At 45.0% G+C, this 16,980-nt stretch carries 19 protein-coding genes; 14 read left to right on the forward strand and 5 right to left on the reverse strand.

Features of this window, described 5'->3' with window-relative positions; all coding sequences use genetic code 11:
- Positions 1 to 175: 175 nt before the first annotated feature.
- The 6 genes from MAMP_RS05755 to MAMP_RS05780 all read left to right on the forward strand — a co-directional run bounded on the left by MAMP_RS05755 (position 176) and on the right by MAMP_RS05780 (position 3,395).
- The gene (locus tag MAMP_RS05755) at positions 176 to 652 is read left to right on the forward strand and encodes a YHS domain-containing (seleno)protein (RefSeq protein WP_007145061.1); all 477 of its coding nucleotides are present in this window, start codon (positions 176 to 178) and stop codon (positions 650 to 652) included.
- 61 nt (positions 653 to 713) lie between these two features.
- Positions 714 to 1,031, forward strand: a complete 318-nt coding sequence (locus MAMP_RS05760; protein WP_007145062.1) for a thioredoxin family protein — start codon at positions 714 to 716, stop codon at positions 1,029 to 1,031.
- Positions 1,032 to 1,053: 22 nt separating this feature from the next.
- A complete protein-coding gene (locus MAMP_RS05765) occupies positions 1,054 to 1,329 on the forward strand; it encodes a BufA1 family periplasmic bufferin-type metallophore (RefSeq protein WP_007145063.1) in 276 nt (91 codons plus the stop codon).
- Positions 1,330 to 1,358: 29 nt separating this feature from the next.
- Positions 1,359 to 2,201: an MbnB/TglH/ChrH family RiPP precursor modification enzyme gene (locus MAMP_RS05770; protein ID WP_007145064.1), complete on the forward strand. Its 843-nt coding sequence runs from the start codon at positions 1,359 to 1,361 to the stop codon at positions 2,199 to 2,201.
- The gene (locus tag MAMP_RS05775; protein ID WP_007145065.1) at positions 2,194 to 2,946 is read left to right on the forward strand and encodes an HvfC/BufC N-terminal domain-containing protein; all 753 of its coding nucleotides are present in this window, start codon (positions 2,194 to 2,196) and stop codon (positions 2,944 to 2,946) included. The genes MAMP_RS05770 and MAMP_RS05775 overlap by 8 nt, the downstream gene beginning before the upstream one ends.
- Positions 2,943 to 3,395, forward strand: a complete 453-nt coding sequence (locus tag MAMP_RS05780; protein ID WP_007145066.1) for a DoxX family protein — start codon at positions 2,943 to 2,945, stop codon at positions 3,393 to 3,395. The genes MAMP_RS05775 and MAMP_RS05780 overlap by 4 nt, the downstream gene beginning before the upstream one ends.
- Before the next feature lie 52 nt (positions 3,396 to 3,447).
- On the opposite strand, the gene MAMP_RS05785 is transcribed toward MAMP_RS05780, so the two are convergent.
- Positions 3,448 to 4,347 (reverse strand): LysR family transcriptional regulator, encoded by a 900-nt coding sequence (locus MAMP_RS05785; RefSeq protein ID WP_007145067.1) that lies wholly within the window; start codon positions 4,345 to 4,347, stop codon positions 3,448 to 3,450.
- Positions 4,348 to 4,471: 124 nt separating this feature from the next.
- Between MAMP_RS05785 and MAMP_RS05790 the strand changes: the two genes are divergently transcribed.
- The 4 genes from MAMP_RS05790 to MAMP_RS05805 are packed head-to-tail and all read left to right on the forward strand — an operon-like array spanning position 4,472 to position 6,782.
- The gene (locus MAMP_RS05790; protein ID WP_007145068.1) at positions 4,472 to 5,017 is read left to right on the forward strand and encodes a carboxymuconolactone decarboxylase family protein; all 546 of its coding nucleotides are present in this window, start codon (positions 4,472 to 4,474) and stop codon (positions 5,015 to 5,017) included.
- A 51-nt stretch (positions 5,018 to 5,068) separates the two neighbouring features.
- Positions 5,069 to 5,629, forward strand: a complete 561-nt coding sequence (locus MAMP_RS05795; protein WP_007145069.1) for a pyridoxamine 5'-phosphate oxidase family protein — start codon at positions 5,069 to 5,071, stop codon at positions 5,627 to 5,629.
- A 55-nt stretch (positions 5,630 to 5,684) separates the two neighbouring features.
- Positions 5,685 to 6,290: a glutathione S-transferase family protein gene (locus tag MAMP_RS05800; RefSeq protein WP_007145070.1), complete on the forward strand. Its 606-nt coding sequence runs from the start codon at positions 5,685 to 5,687 to the stop codon at positions 6,288 to 6,290.
- Between the two features lie 18 nt (positions 6,291 to 6,308).
- The gene (locus MAMP_RS05805; protein WP_007145071.1) at positions 6,309 to 6,782 is read left to right on the forward strand and encodes a nuclear transport factor 2 family protein; all 474 of its coding nucleotides are present in this window, start codon (positions 6,309 to 6,311) and stop codon (positions 6,780 to 6,782) included.
- 38 nt (positions 6,783 to 6,820) lie between these two features.
- Here the strand turns inward: MAMP_RS05805 and MAMP_RS05810 are convergent, their stop codons facing one another.
- Positions 6,821 to 7,279 carry a protein tyrosine phosphatase family protein gene (locus MAMP_RS05810; protein WP_007145072.1) on the reverse strand — a complete coding sequence of 153 codons (459 nt, stop codon included), beginning with the start codon at positions 7,277 to 7,279 and terminating at the stop codon, positions 6,821 to 6,823.
- A gap of 164 nt (positions 7,280 to 7,443) precedes the next feature.
- Here MAMP_RS05810 and MAMP_RS05815 point away from each other — a divergent pair, with 164 nt between their 5' ends.
- Positions 7,444 to 8,445: an amidohydrolase family protein gene (locus tag MAMP_RS05815; RefSeq protein WP_007145073.1), complete on the forward strand. Its 1,002-nt coding sequence runs from the start codon at positions 7,444 to 7,446 to the stop codon at positions 8,443 to 8,445.
- On the opposite strand, the gene MAMP_RS05820 is transcribed toward MAMP_RS05815, so the two are convergent.
- Genes MAMP_RS05820 through MAMP_RS05830 form a run of 3 tightly spaced genes read right to left on the reverse strand, consistent with a single transcriptional unit; the run spans position 8,442 to position 11,029 of the window.
- Positions 8,442 to 8,984, reverse strand: coding sequence for a DUF3750 domain-containing protein (locus MAMP_RS05820; RefSeq protein WP_040576419.1), 543 nt, complete (start codon positions 8,982 to 8,984; stop codon positions 8,442 to 8,444). The two genes, MAMP_RS05815 and MAMP_RS05820, sit on opposite strands and share 4 nt — an antisense overlap.
- A gap of 9 nt (positions 8,985 to 8,993) precedes the next feature.
- Positions 8,994 to 10,367 (reverse strand): ATP-binding protein, encoded by a 1,374-nt coding sequence (locus MAMP_RS05825; RefSeq protein ID WP_007145075.1) that lies wholly within the window; start codon positions 10,365 to 10,367, stop codon positions 8,994 to 8,996.
- Positions 10,367 to 11,029 (reverse strand): response regulator, encoded by a 663-nt coding sequence (locus tag MAMP_RS05830; RefSeq protein WP_007145076.1) that lies wholly within the window; start codon positions 11,027 to 11,029, stop codon positions 10,367 to 10,369. Before MAMP_RS05830 ends, MAMP_RS05825 begins: the two co-directional genes overlap by 1 nt.
- 187 nt (positions 11,030 to 11,216) lie before the next feature.
- Between MAMP_RS05830 and MAMP_RS05835 the strand changes: the two genes are divergently transcribed.
- The 3 genes from MAMP_RS05835 to MAMP_RS05845 are packed head-to-tail and all read left to right on the forward strand — an operon-like array spanning position 11,217 to position 16,969.
- Positions 11,217 to 12,383 carry an efflux RND transporter periplasmic adaptor subunit gene (locus tag MAMP_RS05835; protein ID WP_007145077.1) on the forward strand — a complete coding sequence of 389 codons (1,167 nt, stop codon included), beginning with the start codon at positions 11,217 to 11,219 and terminating at the stop codon, positions 12,381 to 12,383.
- A 6-nt stretch (positions 12,384 to 12,389) separates the two neighbouring features.
- The gene (locus tag MAMP_RS05840; RefSeq protein WP_007145078.1) at positions 12,390 to 15,560 is read left to right on the forward strand and encodes an efflux RND transporter permease subunit; all 3,171 of its coding nucleotides are present in this window, start codon (positions 12,390 to 12,392) and stop codon (positions 15,558 to 15,560) included.
- Positions 15,557 to 16,969: an efflux transporter outer membrane subunit gene (locus MAMP_RS05845; protein ID WP_007145079.1), complete on the forward strand. Its 1,413-nt coding sequence runs from the start codon at positions 15,557 to 15,559 to the stop codon at positions 16,967 to 16,969. Before MAMP_RS05840 ends, MAMP_RS05845 begins: the two co-directional genes overlap by 4 nt.
- Positions 16,970 to 16,980: the final 11 nt, after the last annotated feature.

Below are 16,980 nucleotides of genomic sequence, written 5' to 3' on the forward strand. Positions count from 1 at the left end.
AACATTGCAGCTTAATTATTTCAGTTTGCGTAATAGTTTTTTAATCATTCGTCCTATTATTTTATAAATCTGAATGAGAAATAATGTCTCCGCTGATTCGAAAATCATCAGTCACTTAATGTGTAACGAATCTAAACTGTAATTAATACAAATACCTATAACGGAGATGTAAACCATGATAAAGCAATTTTTAATGACGACTACAGCAGCGGTTGCGATCACGCTTTCAGCAGCAACATTGGCAGCAGATATTGATATGAATGCCAATGCCAATGACCTGGCTATTCAGGGTTATGACCCAGTGGCGTATTTCACCAAAGCGGCACCCACTAAAGGTTCGAGTGAATATACCGCGACCTATAAAAATGCGATTTATCACTTTAGCAGTGAAAAAAATCGCGATTTATTCCGTGCTGAGCCAGCCAAATATGCCCCACAGTTCGGTGGCTTTTGTGCTTATGGCGTCACCAAAGGCAGAAAGTTTGATACAGACCCAACTGCTTGGCGTGTGGTGGATGGCAAGCTCTATCTGAACCTGAATAAAGATGTGCAAAAACTCTGGGTTGAAGATATTCCTGGCTATATCACCAATGCCAATGACACCTGGCCAACCATCAAAACTTTCAGTGATAAAACACTTGAAACATTTTAGGTGCTTTAGCCCTGGCTTTACTTGCTCGAGTAAGTCAGGGCTTTCATTAAGGAGTTTAACAATGCGAAGAATTACTACTCATGACGAGCTAGAAGCTGAGGCACAGCGTCATGCCTATTTATTACTGAAAATCTCAGCTTCCTGGTGCAACCCTTGCCAAATTTATAGCCCGATTATTGAGTCAGTTTCAAAGACTCGTAGCGATATTAGTGTGGCTGAAGTGGATGTCGATGATATGCCCGCCATTCGTGAGACCTTTCATGTTCGCTCTGTACCGACACTCATCATGTTTAAAAATGGCAGTGCAGTTGATTCGCTGATTGGCTCACAGGCAGTTGAAAACGTACATGCCTGGATTGACCACACTATCCAAGCTTAATACTTATATAAGGAATGAAGTGATGAAAAACAACGCAATTATTGCTGCTGCAATTGCAGCGACTGTATCACTGGGCGTAACAGCCCCAATCAATGCCTATGCGGCGAGTAAAGAAAAATGCTACGGCGTGGCGAAAGCAGGTCAAAACGACTGTGCCAACTTGGCGGGTACGCACTCATGTGCCGCTCAATCTAAAACGGACAACGATCCAGGTGAATGGAAACTGGTGCCAGCCGGTACCTGTACCGATCTGGGTGGCTTATCCAAAGATGAAGCGAAGAAGCTTCTTACAAACTAATGACCCGTGACGAACCTATGGAGGCTGAGATGATACAAGTCGGTGTAGGATTACGATCCAAACATTATGAAGCCGCCTTAGAACCGGCCTCCATAGACTTCGTTGAAGTGCATGCAGAGAATTTTTTTGCCGATGGTGGTGTATCTCATGCCATATTGGAGCGTATTTCTGAGCGGTATAAGCTGAGTTTTCATGGTACTTCACTGGGGTTGGGTTCATTCACTCCCCCGCCCTTGGCCCATATCCAGAAAATGCGACGGTTGATTGAACGCTATTCACCCCTATTAGTATCGGATCATGCCTGCTTTAGTTGGTCGAGTGACGGTGACAATATCATGCATGCTGGTGACTTATTGCCACTTCGCTTTGATAAGGAAACACTGAGGGCGATGTGTCGTAATATCCGACGCGTGCAGGATGTTTTTGGTCAGCAACTACTTGTTGAAAATATTTCGTCGTATTTACCCATAACGGCCTCTGTCATACCTGAAGCAGAATTTTTTAATTCACTTTGTCAGTCGACAGGCTGTGCTGTGTTGCTGGATGTTCACAATCTTCACGCCAATGCGGTCAATCAACAGTCACAATCACCTTTAGATGATGTTTTACAGTTCATTTCAGAATTGGATACGAACTTTGTCGGTGAAATTCATTTAGCCGGCATTGCCGAGCCTTCAGCTGAAATGTGGATTGATGATCATAGTGGCCCAGTCAGTGATGACTGCTGGATGGCTTATTCAGCGGCCATTCAACGTTTTGGTCATGTACCTACCTTAGTTGAATGGGATAGCAGATTACCCGAATGGTCCGAACTTATCGACGAAGCTATGCGCGCTAAGGACTATGCAAATAAGGTGTCTGGCCATGGCTAATTATCAGTCAGATTTATTTCAGGCACTTTGGCTGCAGACAACTTCCCCGTACAGCACAGAGGCAGTTTCTATCTACAGAAATAATCTGTTGATGAATGCCAATAGAGCCTTAGCCATCACTTATCCAACCGTCGTTCAACTGCTGGGTGAGGACGTGTTTAGCTTGTTGATAAGGGACTTTATCCAGCATGAACTATTGACCGAAGGTGACTGGGGCATGTGGGGGGAAACCCTACCAGACTGGTTAGAACAACATCAGGATCTGGACGATTATCCATTCATTAAAGACTGTGCCAGGCTCGACTGGCTTTGCCATGAAGCTGAGCGTGCGTGTGATGTGGTTAATATAACCGGGTTTGATCTTGCACCAGAAGCTAACTTAGCAAGCCTGAAACTTCAATATTGTGCTGGCGTGGCGCTGCTTGAATCGAATTATCCCGTGGTTGATATCTGGCAGGCACATCAGGCCTCAGATAAACATCAACGCCAATCTTTTTTTCAACAGGCAAAAAACAAACTCTCAGATGGCAGCGGTCAACACGCTCTGGTTTGGCGACCTCAGTGGAAGGCCAATGTCCGTGAGGTGGATGAGGCTGAGATCGATTGGCTCAGACTCACTGTTTCCGGCTGCGGTATTTCTGATGCACTGGACCAGGTTAATCCTCAATTTAATTTTGAAACGTGGTTACAACAATCCACCAGTGAGGGGCTTATCACTGGCTTTTATCAGGAGAAAACACGATGACTTATCTTAATTTACGCGTCCCGTATAGCGGGCAACTTATAAAGGCGCGATCGGTACTTGAATCACTGACTTTACTCAGTGTCAGGTTTTACCTGTTCTCTGTCTTTTTCTTTGCTGGATTTAATAAATTAAAAGAATGGGAGTCCACCCTGTTTTTATTTGAATACGAATATAGCGTGCCGTTTTTAAGACATGATATTGCAGCTTATCTTGGCACAGCAGCCGAGATTGCTTTACCGGTGTTGCTGCTAATTGGGTTATTAACCCCGGTAGCCGCTATCGGTTTGTTTATATTTAATTTTGTGGCCGTTATCAGTTTGGCAGAAATGCCTGCGGCGACTTTTTTATTACACGTTATCTGGGGTGGATTGCTATTTTCTCTATTGCTTTGGGGACCAGGCAAAATAGCGTTGGATAAGTTCGTATTTAATAGTAGAGATACACACTGATCATATCGGCTATCCAGAGCATATCGACTCTGGATAGCTAGTTGTTTTGCGTTTAATTCAACGACGTTTGTGAACGTAGGTGCTCTACCATCCAGTCAATCAGGCTCCGTGTTCTGGCAGAAGAATAACGGCCTTCTCTGTGCACCACATGCACGGGGACGGGGGGATGTTCGTATTCGCTTAGAATGATTTTTAATGCCCCGCTCTCCAGGCTATCGGCGACTTGATAAGACAGAAATCGAGAAATGCCCATATCGGCTAACACGGCTTTTTCTGCCGAGAAATTATCACTGACGGTTAAAAATGGATTGACTCTGACACTGGTGGTTTTGCCATTATCGGTGAATTTCAGTTCATTACTTGGGCTCAAACCTCTGGCTAGAATAATTCTGTGGTCGGCTAAGTCTTCTGGTTTTTTCGGGTAGCCATGTTCCTTCAGATATGGCGTCGATGCACATAAAACCCGACGAATAGCCCCGACTTTAATAGCTTTATACGATGAGTCCTGTAGTTCACCAATTCGTATCGCGACATCAATTCCTTCTTCCAGCATATTAACGACACGGTCGACAAATAGTGCATCCACCTGCATTTCAGGGTAGTTTTTTAAATAACTGATAAGCCCATCCATCACATAAAGCCGCCCGAATAATACGGAGGCAGTAATTCTGACCAGCCCTTTGGGGATGGCATTTCTGCCTCTGACGGCATCATCGGCCTCTTCGGATAAGGCGACTATTTGTTTGGCATCTTTGTAATAACGTTGCCCGGCATCGGTGATTTGCAAGTGTCGGGTGGTTCGGTGTAACAGTTTTACACCCAGCCGGGTTTCCAGTTCTGATACGGCCCGGCTGACGGCGGGAGGACTTAGTCTGAGTTTACGGGCGGCACTGGCAAAACCTTCGTTTTCCACCACGGCCACGAACACCGTCATTAAGTGTAATCGGTCCATTTATTATTCCACTTTATGCAATAGTTAATTAATCATTTGGCTGATTATTATATTTCTGATAATAGCCAATAATGTTCTCGCTGGAAACACAACAGCATTAATTACTGACAACAGGAGAACAAACATGAGCAGAATCACTACCGTCACAGACGATATTGCTAATAACGAACAAGCCGAATTATTTGCAGCCATTAAAGCAAAATTAGGCATCGTGCCCAATTTCCTTCGGGTGTTTGCCAATTCACCGGATGCACTGAAAGCCTTTCTGGGTTTTCACCATATTGCTGGCAATGGCTCTTTGGATGCCGCCACACGTGAGCGAATTGCATTAACGCTGGCCCAGAAAAATGAATGTAGCTATTGCTTATCAGCGCATACGGCTATCGGACGTAAAACCGGACTCAACAGTGATGAGATAACCGCCAACCGTCAGGGTGACAGCCATGATGCGAAAGCCGCTGTGGCTGTGAAGTTTGCACGCAAACTGGCTGAGCACACAGGTGATGTGACGACCGCTGAACTACAGGAAATGCGTGATGCAGGGTTTACTGATGCCGATATTGTCGAAGTGATTACCCATACAGGCATTAACTTATTAACGAATATTCTGAGTAAATCCAGTCGTGTCGAAATTGACTTTCCTAAAGTCGATTTGAATCAGGCGGCGTAGAGCAGAGTGTGCCCGGCCTTCTGGCCGGGCAGTTATTCTGAGGAGCGTAATATGGCCAGAGCGTTTACCAAAATCGCGTTCACCGATCATGTGAAACAGGTGCAGTCTGATATGGGCAGTCGCGCGCTTTATCAGACACTGGAACATGGTGTAACGGATGAAGTATTTATTGATGCCCGAGTAAAAAAGTTTATCGAACAACAGGATAGCTTCTATATAGCAACCACCAATGAGGATGGTTGGCCGTATATTCAGCACCGCGGTGGGCCAAAAGGTTTTCTGAAAGTGTTGAATGAGACACAAATTGGCTTTGCTGACTTTGCTGGCAACCGGCAATATCTCACGGTAGGTAATATTGTTGGTAATAATAAGGTGTGTTTATTTTTGATGAACTATGCCGAAAAACGGCGACTGAAACTATGGGGCCGTGCTGAACTGGTCCATGAACAAGATAATTTCAGTCTGGTTCAGCAACTTGAGGTGGCTGAGTTTCGTGCTCCAGTTGAGCGAGGTATTGTTATCACGCTGGAAGCGATGGACTGGAACTGCCCAAAGTATATTACGCCACGTTATACGCAGGATGAAATAGCGCAGTTTTTAGTTGATGATTAGCGTGTAATTAATTGATAAGGCTATTTTATTTAGCCTTTAAAAGAGTGTCTTGATTATGATTTTATATAACATTCCATTATCTGGTAACTGCCATAAAGTCAGGCTAATGCTTCGCTTTTTAGGATTGGATTATCAAATATACGATTTAGATTTGGGGACGACTGAACAGTTAAGTGAAGATTTTTTGAAATTAAATCCATTTGGGCAGGCACCTGCGATTAATGATCAAGGTGTGGTGGTTCGTGATAGTCACGCGATTTTAGTTTATCTGGCTAAAAAATATGGCGGTGAACAATGGTGGAGTGAGGATCCTATTCTATTAGCCGAGATCACAAGCTGGTTATCTACGGCCGCGAATGAGCTACAAAATGGTCCGGCCAGATTACGTCTGCACCATAAAATGGGCCGACCTATCGACGTTAAACACGCCACTGATACTACAACGAAGTTGTTGAACATCATTGACCGTCATTTAGCCAATAGACAGTGGCTAGTCGCTGACAAGTTAAGCATTGCTGATATTGCTATTTACCCTTATCTGGCCTTGGCTCATGAAGGCCAGGTCAATCTTAGTCACTATCAGAATATCAGTGCTTGGCTGGCACGGTTTGAGTCTTTACCAGACTATGTGTCCATGCCAGGCATCAACCTACAAATCTAATATTGGAGAACAAACACTATGACAACTGACATTAAGCCCCCTCTTCCGCCATTTGATGAAGCCTCGGCGACACAAAAAGTCCGCATGGCTGAAGATGCCTGGAATAGTCGCGACCCAGATCGTGTTGCACAGGTTTACACCGAAGATACGATTTGGCGTAACCGTGCTGAATTTCCACGAGGTCGTGACCAAGTGAGAGATTTTTTGCAGAAAAAATGGGCAAGAGAACTCGACTATCGCTTAATAAAAGAACTGTGGGCCTTTGAACAAAACCGTATTGCTGTGCGCTTTGCTTATGAATGGCATGATGACAGCGGTAACTGGTTTCGCTCATATGGTAATGAAAACTGGGAATTTAATGAGCAAGGCTTAATGCAGCGTCGTTTTGCCTGCATTAATGATTTGCCTATTAAAGAATCCGACCGTTTATTTCACTGGGCATTAGGCAGAAGACCGGATGACCACCCTAGTTTGAGTGATTTAAACCTGTAAACCATGACAGGGCTCCGGGTTAGTGTATCAGCCTGGAGCTATTTTACCGCTTCTAACAGCATCGCTTCAGATTGCGTGATAAACGCAGACCAGGTTTCATTGGGTTGCCATGATGGCAGCATTGCTTGCTTGGCTTCATGCTCAGGCAGTTGTTCAATGACACGCAGATAAAGATACAAAAATGCGGATGCCCGGTAGTTCAACGCACAGTGAACCCAGATTTTTCTATCCGAAAGTCCGGCCATGACATTAAAGAATTGGATTAAATGGCTCTGTTTAGGGGCATCAAAGGGTACGGGGATATGAACATAGGTCATGCCTAAGCTGGTGACAATATGGCCTTCATCTGCAATAGCTGAACTGGAATCGGGCATCGCCAGATTGATAATGACTTGATAACCTTGCTCTGCAATTTGCTCAAACTCATTGACTGCAGGCTGGCCTGAACTGGCAATAGTCGTTGTTACCGCTAAGTAGTTTTTAATATTGGTCTGCACAGCAGTCATACTCCATGTTTTATCGTCAGGGTAAGCCTATCATGGCTTATTATCAGGAAACACTTATCAGTATATCTATGGCATTATGCCTGCCTGAATAGCCATGTGAACTCTCGGCTGAAATGACACTCTGAATACCTTTAATAATAAAAACACACTTAACAATGACGTTAAAAACAGGACTCGCTTTTTCTTTACTGCTGACCAGTCAGCTTGTGTCAGCTCGTGATTACATCGACGCACATTTACACTACGTCGACTTTTTCCAGGAAACAGATGGCATGCCGGCCTTACTGAAGGCCATGGATGAAAGTGATATTACGCAAGCGGTGATTATGGGGATTCCGGTTGCGAAAACATGGCATGAAAATGAACCCAAAAAACCCCGTTATTATGCCGGTGATGATGCGGCTATTTACTGGTATAGCGCTACCGACTTTGAATTACACGCTGCCATACAATCACTCAACCCCGAACAACAAAAACGCTTTATTCCCTTTTTGTCTGGTTTTAATCCCGATGATAAAAACTCGGTGAATCATATACGTCGCGCTTTAGAATTAAATCCCGGCTTTTGGCAAGGCATTGGTGAAGTTTTTACCCGCCATGATGATCTAACTGCATTGATTCACGGCAGTGCACCCCGTGCCAATAGTGAAGCAATGATGAAAGTCTATAAGTTGGCTGCTGAGTATGATTTACCGGTGTTATTGCACAGTAATATCACCTCAAAACGTGAGCGTAACCCTTTGTATTTAGAAGAGTTAGAGGATGCTTTAAACAAGAATCCTGACGTGAAGTTTATTTGGGCCCATGCTGGCACCAGTAAAGAGTTACATCGTCATCAGGAGGAGCTGGACTTTATCCGCCCCCTTCTGCAAGAGCTATTAGACAAATACGATAATCTGACCATTGATTTGTCATGGACGATGATTGAACCCTATTTATTAAATGAAAAAGGTCAGCCTCGTGCTAAATGGCTGGCGTTGTTGGAACAATACCCAAGCCGCTTTGTGATTGGTAGTGATGTGGTCGGTAGCTTTGATAACCTGGGTAAAATTATGCATGGCTTTGATCCGATATTGGATGCCTTACCCGCCGATGTGGCTAAAGCCATTGCTCATGATAACTTTTTAGCCTTATTACCTAAAAAGACGGCTGATTAATCTGCGTAACCACTACCGATAGCCCGAAATGGCATTTTTAAGCCCAGCTCTTTGACTTGTAACCCCACCCAGGCTGGGAAGGTATTGCTGTTAGGGCCGGGAAATAAGGTGTAGTCATTAGCCCAAGGATAATGCGATACCGCCGTTTTGATTTTGGGGATCAGCTTGGCGGCTTTCTGCCCATGCAGAGATAAGATTTTTTCCGGTCTGGCGCCATACCAATAGGTGTCAGGTGTGGTGGTTTGATATTCCCGTAATGCTGGTAAACCTCGCTTTACACGCCAGCCAACCACTTCATAGACCGTATAACTTGCTGCATTTTCTGGTTTTATGGCAATCCAGGTATGCACGGCAAACCAGCCGCGCCAGCTAAAGGCATCCGCGGCATAGACTTCAATAATGGCTTGTTTCTGTGTCGCCGGATCGGCTGCAATACCGGCTGATTCACGGCTGGCTATTCGCCAATCTTTTGTTGTACAGGCGCTTAGTGAAAACACCGAAACCAACAAAATACACATTGCTTTTAAGCTGTTATTCATCATAAATAGCTAGTTGAGTGTTTGCTCTGAGTTGAGCTCATGGCTGGAATATGGCAATGAAATATCGACACGTAATCCTGCTTTTGTATTGTTGATAGTCAATTTACCATTCAGGATATCAATGACGGCTTTGGTAATACTTAATCCCAAACCGAAATTACCTTTTTTCTTGTCATGTACAAAGCGGTTGGTCACATTGGGTAATAAGTCGGGATTGATGCCCCCTGCTTCATCGGTGATCTGCCAGGTGACAAAGTCTGGTTGCTCAGTCACCAGAATAGACACCGATTGTTCCGCTGAAGAAAATTGAATGGCATTTTTGATCACATTTCTAATCGCCACTGCTACCAACTCCTGTGGTAGCAACAAGTCCTGTTCACTATGGATAATTTTATGAATCTGGATCTGACTTTCTTGAATCATACCCTGCAATGGCATTAGCGCTTTTGCGGTAATCTCACTCGCCGAACTGCTGACAGTAATGGACGCCATTTGCTCGGCATCCAGTCTTGCCAGCATTAATAACTGATCCAGCAATTCCGTTAGCTGTTTGACGGCCAGGTTAGCTTGCTTGAGATTGTTATCAACGGTTTCACCTTGTTTGAGCATGGCTACTTGAAGCTGTGTAGTAATACCCGCCAGTGGTGTTCTCAGCTCATGAGCTGCATCTGTAGTAAAACGACGCTCACTCTCCAGCACCGCTTTGACTCTGGCGAGTAAGGCGTTAAAGCCGGCAATCACACCTTTAACTTCACTCGGCACATCCTCAATTTCTATTGGCGTTAAACTGTTACCCGTGTGTTTATCAAAGTGGTCCTGTAGCTGTGTCATCGGTTTAAAGACACGCTGGATAATAAAATACAGGGAGATAATTAAGGTCAGAACAGCCAGAATCCAGGGAATAAGTACCCCAATTAACACAATATTGAAGAGCTGACGACGTTTATCCAGCTTCTCAGCAGTAGTGACTGAAATACCATGTTCGGTCAGTTTGAATACACGCCAGATGGTGCCATTGTCACGAATAAAGCTGTAACCATCTTTCACAGAAGTCAGCACGTCTTGATTACCGTCTTCTGTGCTAATAATTAATTCACCATCGATGCGTGTGACATTACATACAATAACCTCAGTATTATCTTTATTTTGTTCAATCTGTTGTATGAGTTCATTAGTCAGTGACGATGATGGTTTTTCATTTTTCACATCGTATTGGTGCACTATGTGAGACAGCATTTTTGCTGATGCAGCCAGGCGGTCATCCAAAATCTCTTTCACATCACTTTTGATGGTGTGATACATAAACGGACCGATAGCCAGACATAAAATACCCGTGACCAGCAGTACTGAGATTAATAACTTATTTCTTAAGCTGCCTTTCATTATTTATCAACGGCCAAAAAGTAGCCTAAGCGACGTTCAGTACATATCAGATCGGTACCGAGTTTCTTACGCAGATTGTGTATATGCACGGCGACGGCATTACTTGCCACACCTTCAGCCCAGCCATAAAGTCTGTCCTGAAGTTGGTCTGTATTAACAACTTTACCAGGTTGGTGCATTAAGGCTTCCAGTACAATCAATTCACTTTTGGATAATTTCACCGGCAGACCGTTAGCTTTAACTTCGCCCTTAGTGGGGTTATAGCTGATATGGGCAAAGGTGATAACGTTGTCTGCCCGACCAGCGATGCGACGGGTGATGGATTGCAGCCGAGCTACCAACTCATCAAAGTCAAAAGGTTTAGTGAGGTAGTCATCGGCCCCGGCTGATAATCCAGTCACCCTGTCTGGTATGGCGTCACGTGCCGTGAGGATAAGGACTGGAATTAATATCTTATTCTGCCGCCAATTAGTAAGTAGTGTCATGCCATCGTAATCTGGCAATGATAGATCAAGAATCACCACATCGTAATCGACATGTTGAATGGCCTGATTGGCGGTATTAGCGTCTGTCACCCAATCTGTGCTGTGACCGAGCGTTTCCAGACCTTGTTTAATGCCATCACCGACAATGTCATTGTCTTCAACCAACAAAATATACATAGATGATTCCCAAGAATTACACACTTATTATGGTTAATAACATTAAGTGAACATTAAGATCAGCCTAATGTAGGGCTAACAATAGCCACTTAGACTTGATGAAAATTACACATCAAGGTGTATATATTCGCCTTTTGTTGCTGAAGCAAACAACCTGATTGAATTTATTTATATAGAGATGTTTATCATGCGAGCCATTCCTTTAACACTGCTTTCTGCTTTTTCCCTGATGCTGGTTGCCTGCTCTGAGCCAGAGAGTCAGGCACCACAACAGCAAGCCAAGCCTGCTGAAGTCGATGTTGCCATTCCGCTTCAACACAAACTGACCGATTGGGATGAGTTTACAGGTCGCTTTGAAGCCATTAGCAACGTCAATTTACGGGCCCGTGTCACTGGCTACCTTATCGAGAAAAAGTTTAAAGATGGTCAGCAAGTTAAAAAAGGTGATGTGTTGTACGTGATTGACCCGCGTCCTTTTCGTTATGAGTTAAGGCAAATTCAGGCTCAATATGAGCTCGCTAAAAAGGAATTGGATCGTGCCCATCTATTACGTGAGTCCAATGCAATTTCGCAAGAAGAAGTCGATAGACGTTTCCAGGAGCTTCAGATTACCGAAGCCTCATTAAACAATGCCAAGCTCCAGTTAGGCTTTACTGAAGTGACCTCTCCTATCGACGGTAAAATTAGTGATAGCTATGTTGATGTTGGCAATATGGTCGAAGAAAACCAGACCATTTTGACCCGTATCGTTAGCACCAATCCTATCCACTTCCGTTTCGAAGGTTCACAAGGCGATTTATTGAAATACATCCGTCTTGATCGTGCAGGCCAACGCCCAAGTAGTGATTCCAGCCCTAATCCTATCTATATCAAATTGATGGACGAAGATAAGTTCTACCACGAAGGCACTATGCACTTCGTCGACAATGTGGTCGATAGTGCCACAGGCACTATCCAGGCGACTGCGACGGTAAATAATGATGAAGGGATTATTTATCCCGGACTGTTTGGCCGTGCTCGCTTGCTGGGCCGTGCCAATTACGACGCCGTATTGGTACCTGAAAATGCTATCAATACGGATCAGGATAAAAAGTTTGTTTATCTCATTGATGAGAATAATGCCATCAAACGTCAGTATGTCACTGTCGGTAATTTACTTGAAAATGATCTGATTGTGGTCAGCACAGGTTTAACCGGTAATGAAAAAGTGGTGGTGAATGGCATTCAACGTATACAAGCCAGTGGGCAGGAAGTGACACCGAATGTGGTCGAGCTTGAGTGGAAACCTATCAATGTTTTAGGCAAGCAAGCTTCTGATGAAACAACGAACACGACAAACACTAATAAGGAATAAGCGACTGTGAATTTCCCAAAATTCTTTATTGATAGGCCTATTTTTGCTTCGGTACTCTCCATCATCGTTGTCATTATTGGCTACATGGCTTACCTGAGTTTACCGATTGAGCAATACCCACAAGTAGCACCACCAACCATACAAGTCTCCGCCACTTACCCTGGCGCAACAGCCGAAACCGTGGCGGAAACGGTAGCCACACCGATTGAGCAAGAAGTGAATGGTGTTGAGGGCATGCTTTATATGTACTCTCAATCATCTGCCGATGGCTCGATGACCCTGACAGTTACCTTTGAGCTGGGAACCGATCTGGATACCGCGCAAGTCTTAGTACAAAACCGGGTGGCGATTGCTGAAGCAAAATTACCACAGAGTGTCCGTGCTCTAGGTGTCACCACCAAGAAGAACTCGCCAGATCTGATGATCGTTATCAACCTGTCCTCTCCCGATGGAACCTACGATCAAAACTACCTCGCTAATTATGGTGTATTGAATATTCGTGACCGTATTCGTCGTATTGATGGTGTGGGTGAAGTACCGGTTTATGGCGCCTCAGATTACGCGATGCGTATCTGGTTAAAACCTGACTTACTTCAGTCGTATGATATTGCAGCAGGTGATGTGATATCGGCTATCCGCAGCCAAAACGTTCAGGTTGCCAGCGGTACCTTAAACCGTGCTCCACAACCCGATCAAAACTATTATGAATATATTATTCAGACACAAGGACGATTAACCACCCCAGAAGAGTTTGGTGAAGTTATTGTCAAAGCCAGTGATGATGGCCGTATCGTTCGGCTGCGTGATGTAGCTCGCATCGAATTAGCGGCACAGGAATACATCACAAAAGGTTATTTAGGTGGTAAACAAGCCGTAGCCTTGCCTATATTCCAACGCCCGGGCACCAATGCGATTGAAACAGCCAATCAGATCAAAGCTGAAATGGAAGATATCGCGGCCGATTTCCCGCCAGGTATGACCTATGAGTTTGCTTATAACCCGACTGACTTTATCGAACAATCGGTAGATGCGGTGAAAATGACGGTGTATGAAGCCGTATTTCTGGTGGTGATTGTCATTCTGGTTTTCTTGCAAACCTGGCGTGCAGCGATTATCCCTATTGTGGCTATCCCGGTATCGCTTATTGGTACCTTTGCAGTGATGTCAGCCATTGGTTTCTCGTTAAACAACCTGACGTTATTCGGCCTGGTCTTAGCCATCGGTATCGTGGTGGATGATGCCATTGTTATCGTCGAGAATATGGAACGAAACCTGCGAAATGGTCTTTCTCCCCGTGAGTCAGCACGTAAAACCATGGATGAGGTAGGCTCGGCATTAATTGCCATGGGGCTGGTATTAGTTGCGGTGTTCCTGCCTACCCTGTTCCTCGAAGGGATTTCAGGCGAATTTTATCAAGCCTTTGGTATCACCATCGCTGTGGCGACAATGATTTCTGTGGCGGTATCGTTAACCTTATCACCGGCTTTAGCCGCGATTTTGATGAAGTCTCATGACAAGAATAAGCCAGAAAAACCGGTTAAATGGTATCGCTCACCGGTTAAAGCGTTCTTTAATGGTTTCAACCGGGGGATGGAAGGTTTATCTGCTCGCTATGGTTGGTTTGTTGGTAAAACCATCCGTATGGGACTCATTATGTTAGTGATTTATGCGGGCTTGATGACCTTAACCGCATTTCAGTTTAACCGCGTACCTACTGGCTTTATTCCAACGCAGGATCAAGGCTCTTTGATTGTGGCCATTACACTGCCTGATGGCGCTTCCTTTAATGCCACGGATAAAGTGGTTCAGGCTGTTACTGATCAAATGTTGTCAGTGCCAGGTGTCAAAAACGCGGTTGGCTTTACGGGTTTTTCTGGTGCGACCAGAACCATACAATCGAATGCAGCCGTCATATTTACACCTTTAGAGCCGTTTGAAGATCGCATTGCTAAAGGGATTAAATATCAAACCATCCTCAGTGATATGCGGGCTGTTGCTGCTGGCTTCAAAGAAGCCAAAGTAGCGGTATTTGAGCGTCCTCCTGTACCCGGTATTGGTAGTGCGGGTGGCTTCAAAATGATGCTGCAGGACCGTGGTGGTCGTGGCTTAAAAGTTTTAGAGCAGGCCGCTACCGATATGGCAGCCGCCGCGAATAGTCCTGATAGTCCTGCCACCACAGCGGTGTATTCGTTCTTTAATACCAATAATCCTCAAATCTACCTGGATATTGATCGTAATAAAGCCGAACGTCTTAACGTGCCCGTCGCTGACGTATTTGAGGCTTTAGAAGTGTTTATTGGCTCTGTCTATGTTAATGATTTCAATTATTTAGGAAGAACATTTAGAGTAACAGCTCAGGCTGAAGCAGAAGATCGTTTAACGGTAGATGATGCGCTGAGAATCCGGGTCAGAAGCACCAATGGTGATATGGTGCCGTTAGGCTCTTTTGCCACAGTACGGGATACGTCTGGCCCTTCGCGTGTGCCACGCTATAACTTATATCCAGCAGCGGGTGTCATGGGCAGTAGTGCTGATGGCTTTAGTAGTGGTCAAACACTTGATGCGATGGAAGATTTAGCCGCCAAAATTCTGCCTGATGGCATTGGTTATGAGTGGACTGAAATAGCTTATCAGGAGAAAGCGACCGGTGACACAGCCGCCCTTGCTTTCCTGCTGGCCGTGGTATTTGTCTTCTTATTACTGGCAGCACAGTATGAAAGTTGGGCATTGCCGTTTTCTATCATCCTGATTGTGCCGATGTGTTTGTTATCCGCTATTACCGGTGTTTATCTGGCAAAAATGGATAACAATATTCTGACGCAAATAGGCTTGGTTGTTCTGGTTGGTTTAGCCTCAAAGAATGCTATTTTGATTGTCGAGTTTGCCAGAGAATTGGAACGTCAAGGCCGGTCTGTCTGGGATGCAGCTGTTGAAGCCGCCAGATTACGTCTGCGTCCAATCCTGATGACTTCATTTGCTTTCATTCTTGGGGTTGTGCCCATGGCCATTGCTCAAGGTGCAGGTGCTGAAATGCGACAAGCATTAGGTGTCGCTGTGTTTTCGGGCATGTTAGGGGTCACCTTCTTCGGCCTGATATTTACGCCGGTGTTTTATGTGATTTGTCGTCGGGTTGCACTTCACTTTAAGCCTGAGAAAACGACAGGAGAAACATCATGAAAAAATTGATGCTTTGTACATTAATTAGCCTGTCCATTAGCGGCTGTGCTCAATTTCGTGATTATCAGTCCCCCACCGCGGATAGTTCAGTTGAAAGCACCCAACTGAGCGATGACAGCTACCAATTTTCTACGGCACAGCAACCGATTGCTGACTGGTGGACTTCCTTTCAGGATCCCCAACTCAGTCAATTGGTTGAAGAGGCTTTATCACATAACCTTGATGTACGTATCGCACTGGCAAACTTGCAAGCGGCTCGGGCTTTATCAAGAGCGGTTGGCTCAGATAGATACCCGACTGTTAACGCAAACGCTGGCTACAGCCGGAATTTGTATTCTGAAGAAGCACAAAACTCAACAACGCGAGCAGCGGATATTTATGAGACCGGATTTGATGCCAATTGGGAATTAGATATTTTCGGTCGTGTCAGTTACGGCATTCAATCTCAGCTTGCTCAGGAACAAGCTATCGCTGCTGATTTACAACAAATGTATGTCAGTGTCGCTGCAGAAGTCGCCAGGCAGTACTTTGTATTGCGTGGTGCTCAATATCGGCTGGATATTGCTCAGCGCAATGCTGAGAACCAAAAAGAAACCTTTGAATTAACAGAAAAAATACTCAATGCTGGTGGCGCCAGCGCCCTGGATGTAAGTCGGGCCAGAACACAGTTAAGTCTGACTCGTTCAACTATTCCACCGCTGAGAGCGCAGATAGACTCAACTATCAACAGCCTGTCGGTTCTCACAGGGCAAGTGCCAGATGCTCTGCGTAGCAACTTGTCTCAGAGCAAAGCCTTGCCATCTTTACCACTCAGCGTGGCAGTCGGTGATGCTCAACAACTGCTAAACAGACGCCCGGATATTCGTTCAGCAGAGCGTTCACTGGCTGCCAGCGTGGCTGATTACAATCTGAGGGTGGCGGACTTATTTCCCAAGGTAAGTATTCTCGGCTCACTCGGTTTCATTTCGACAAACCTAAGTAGCTTTGGTACATCAGCCCTCGCGGGTTCAATTGGTCCATCAATCAGTTGGCAAGTCTTTGATCGCGATCGTCTCAAAGCATACGTCGACCAGGCTGATGCCCAAACTGATGCGGCCTTGGCACGATATGAAAAAACAGTGTTATCCGCGCTTGAAGAAATTCAATCCGCCATGAGTGACTTCTCAAATGAAGAACAACGACGTGCCGAACTGCAACAAGCGGCTGCTTCGGCGAAGCAATCTGCCACCATGGCCAGAAATCGTTTTGATAGTGGCTATGATAATTTTCTTGATGTATTGGATGCTGAGCGTACACTGCTCGAAGCTGAAGATACGCTGGCAAACAGCGAAATTACATCAGGTCTTAATTTAGTGGCTATTTACAAAGCGTTAGGTGGTGGCTGGCAGGTAAAAGCTCAGCAGCCCTAGTATATGTAGAA

It is taken from the genome of Methylophaga thalassica MP (assembly GCF_000214595.1).
GTDB classification, from domain to species: Bacteria; Pseudomonadota; Gammaproteobacteria; order Nitrosococcales; family Methylophagaceae; genus Methylophaga; species Methylophaga thalassica.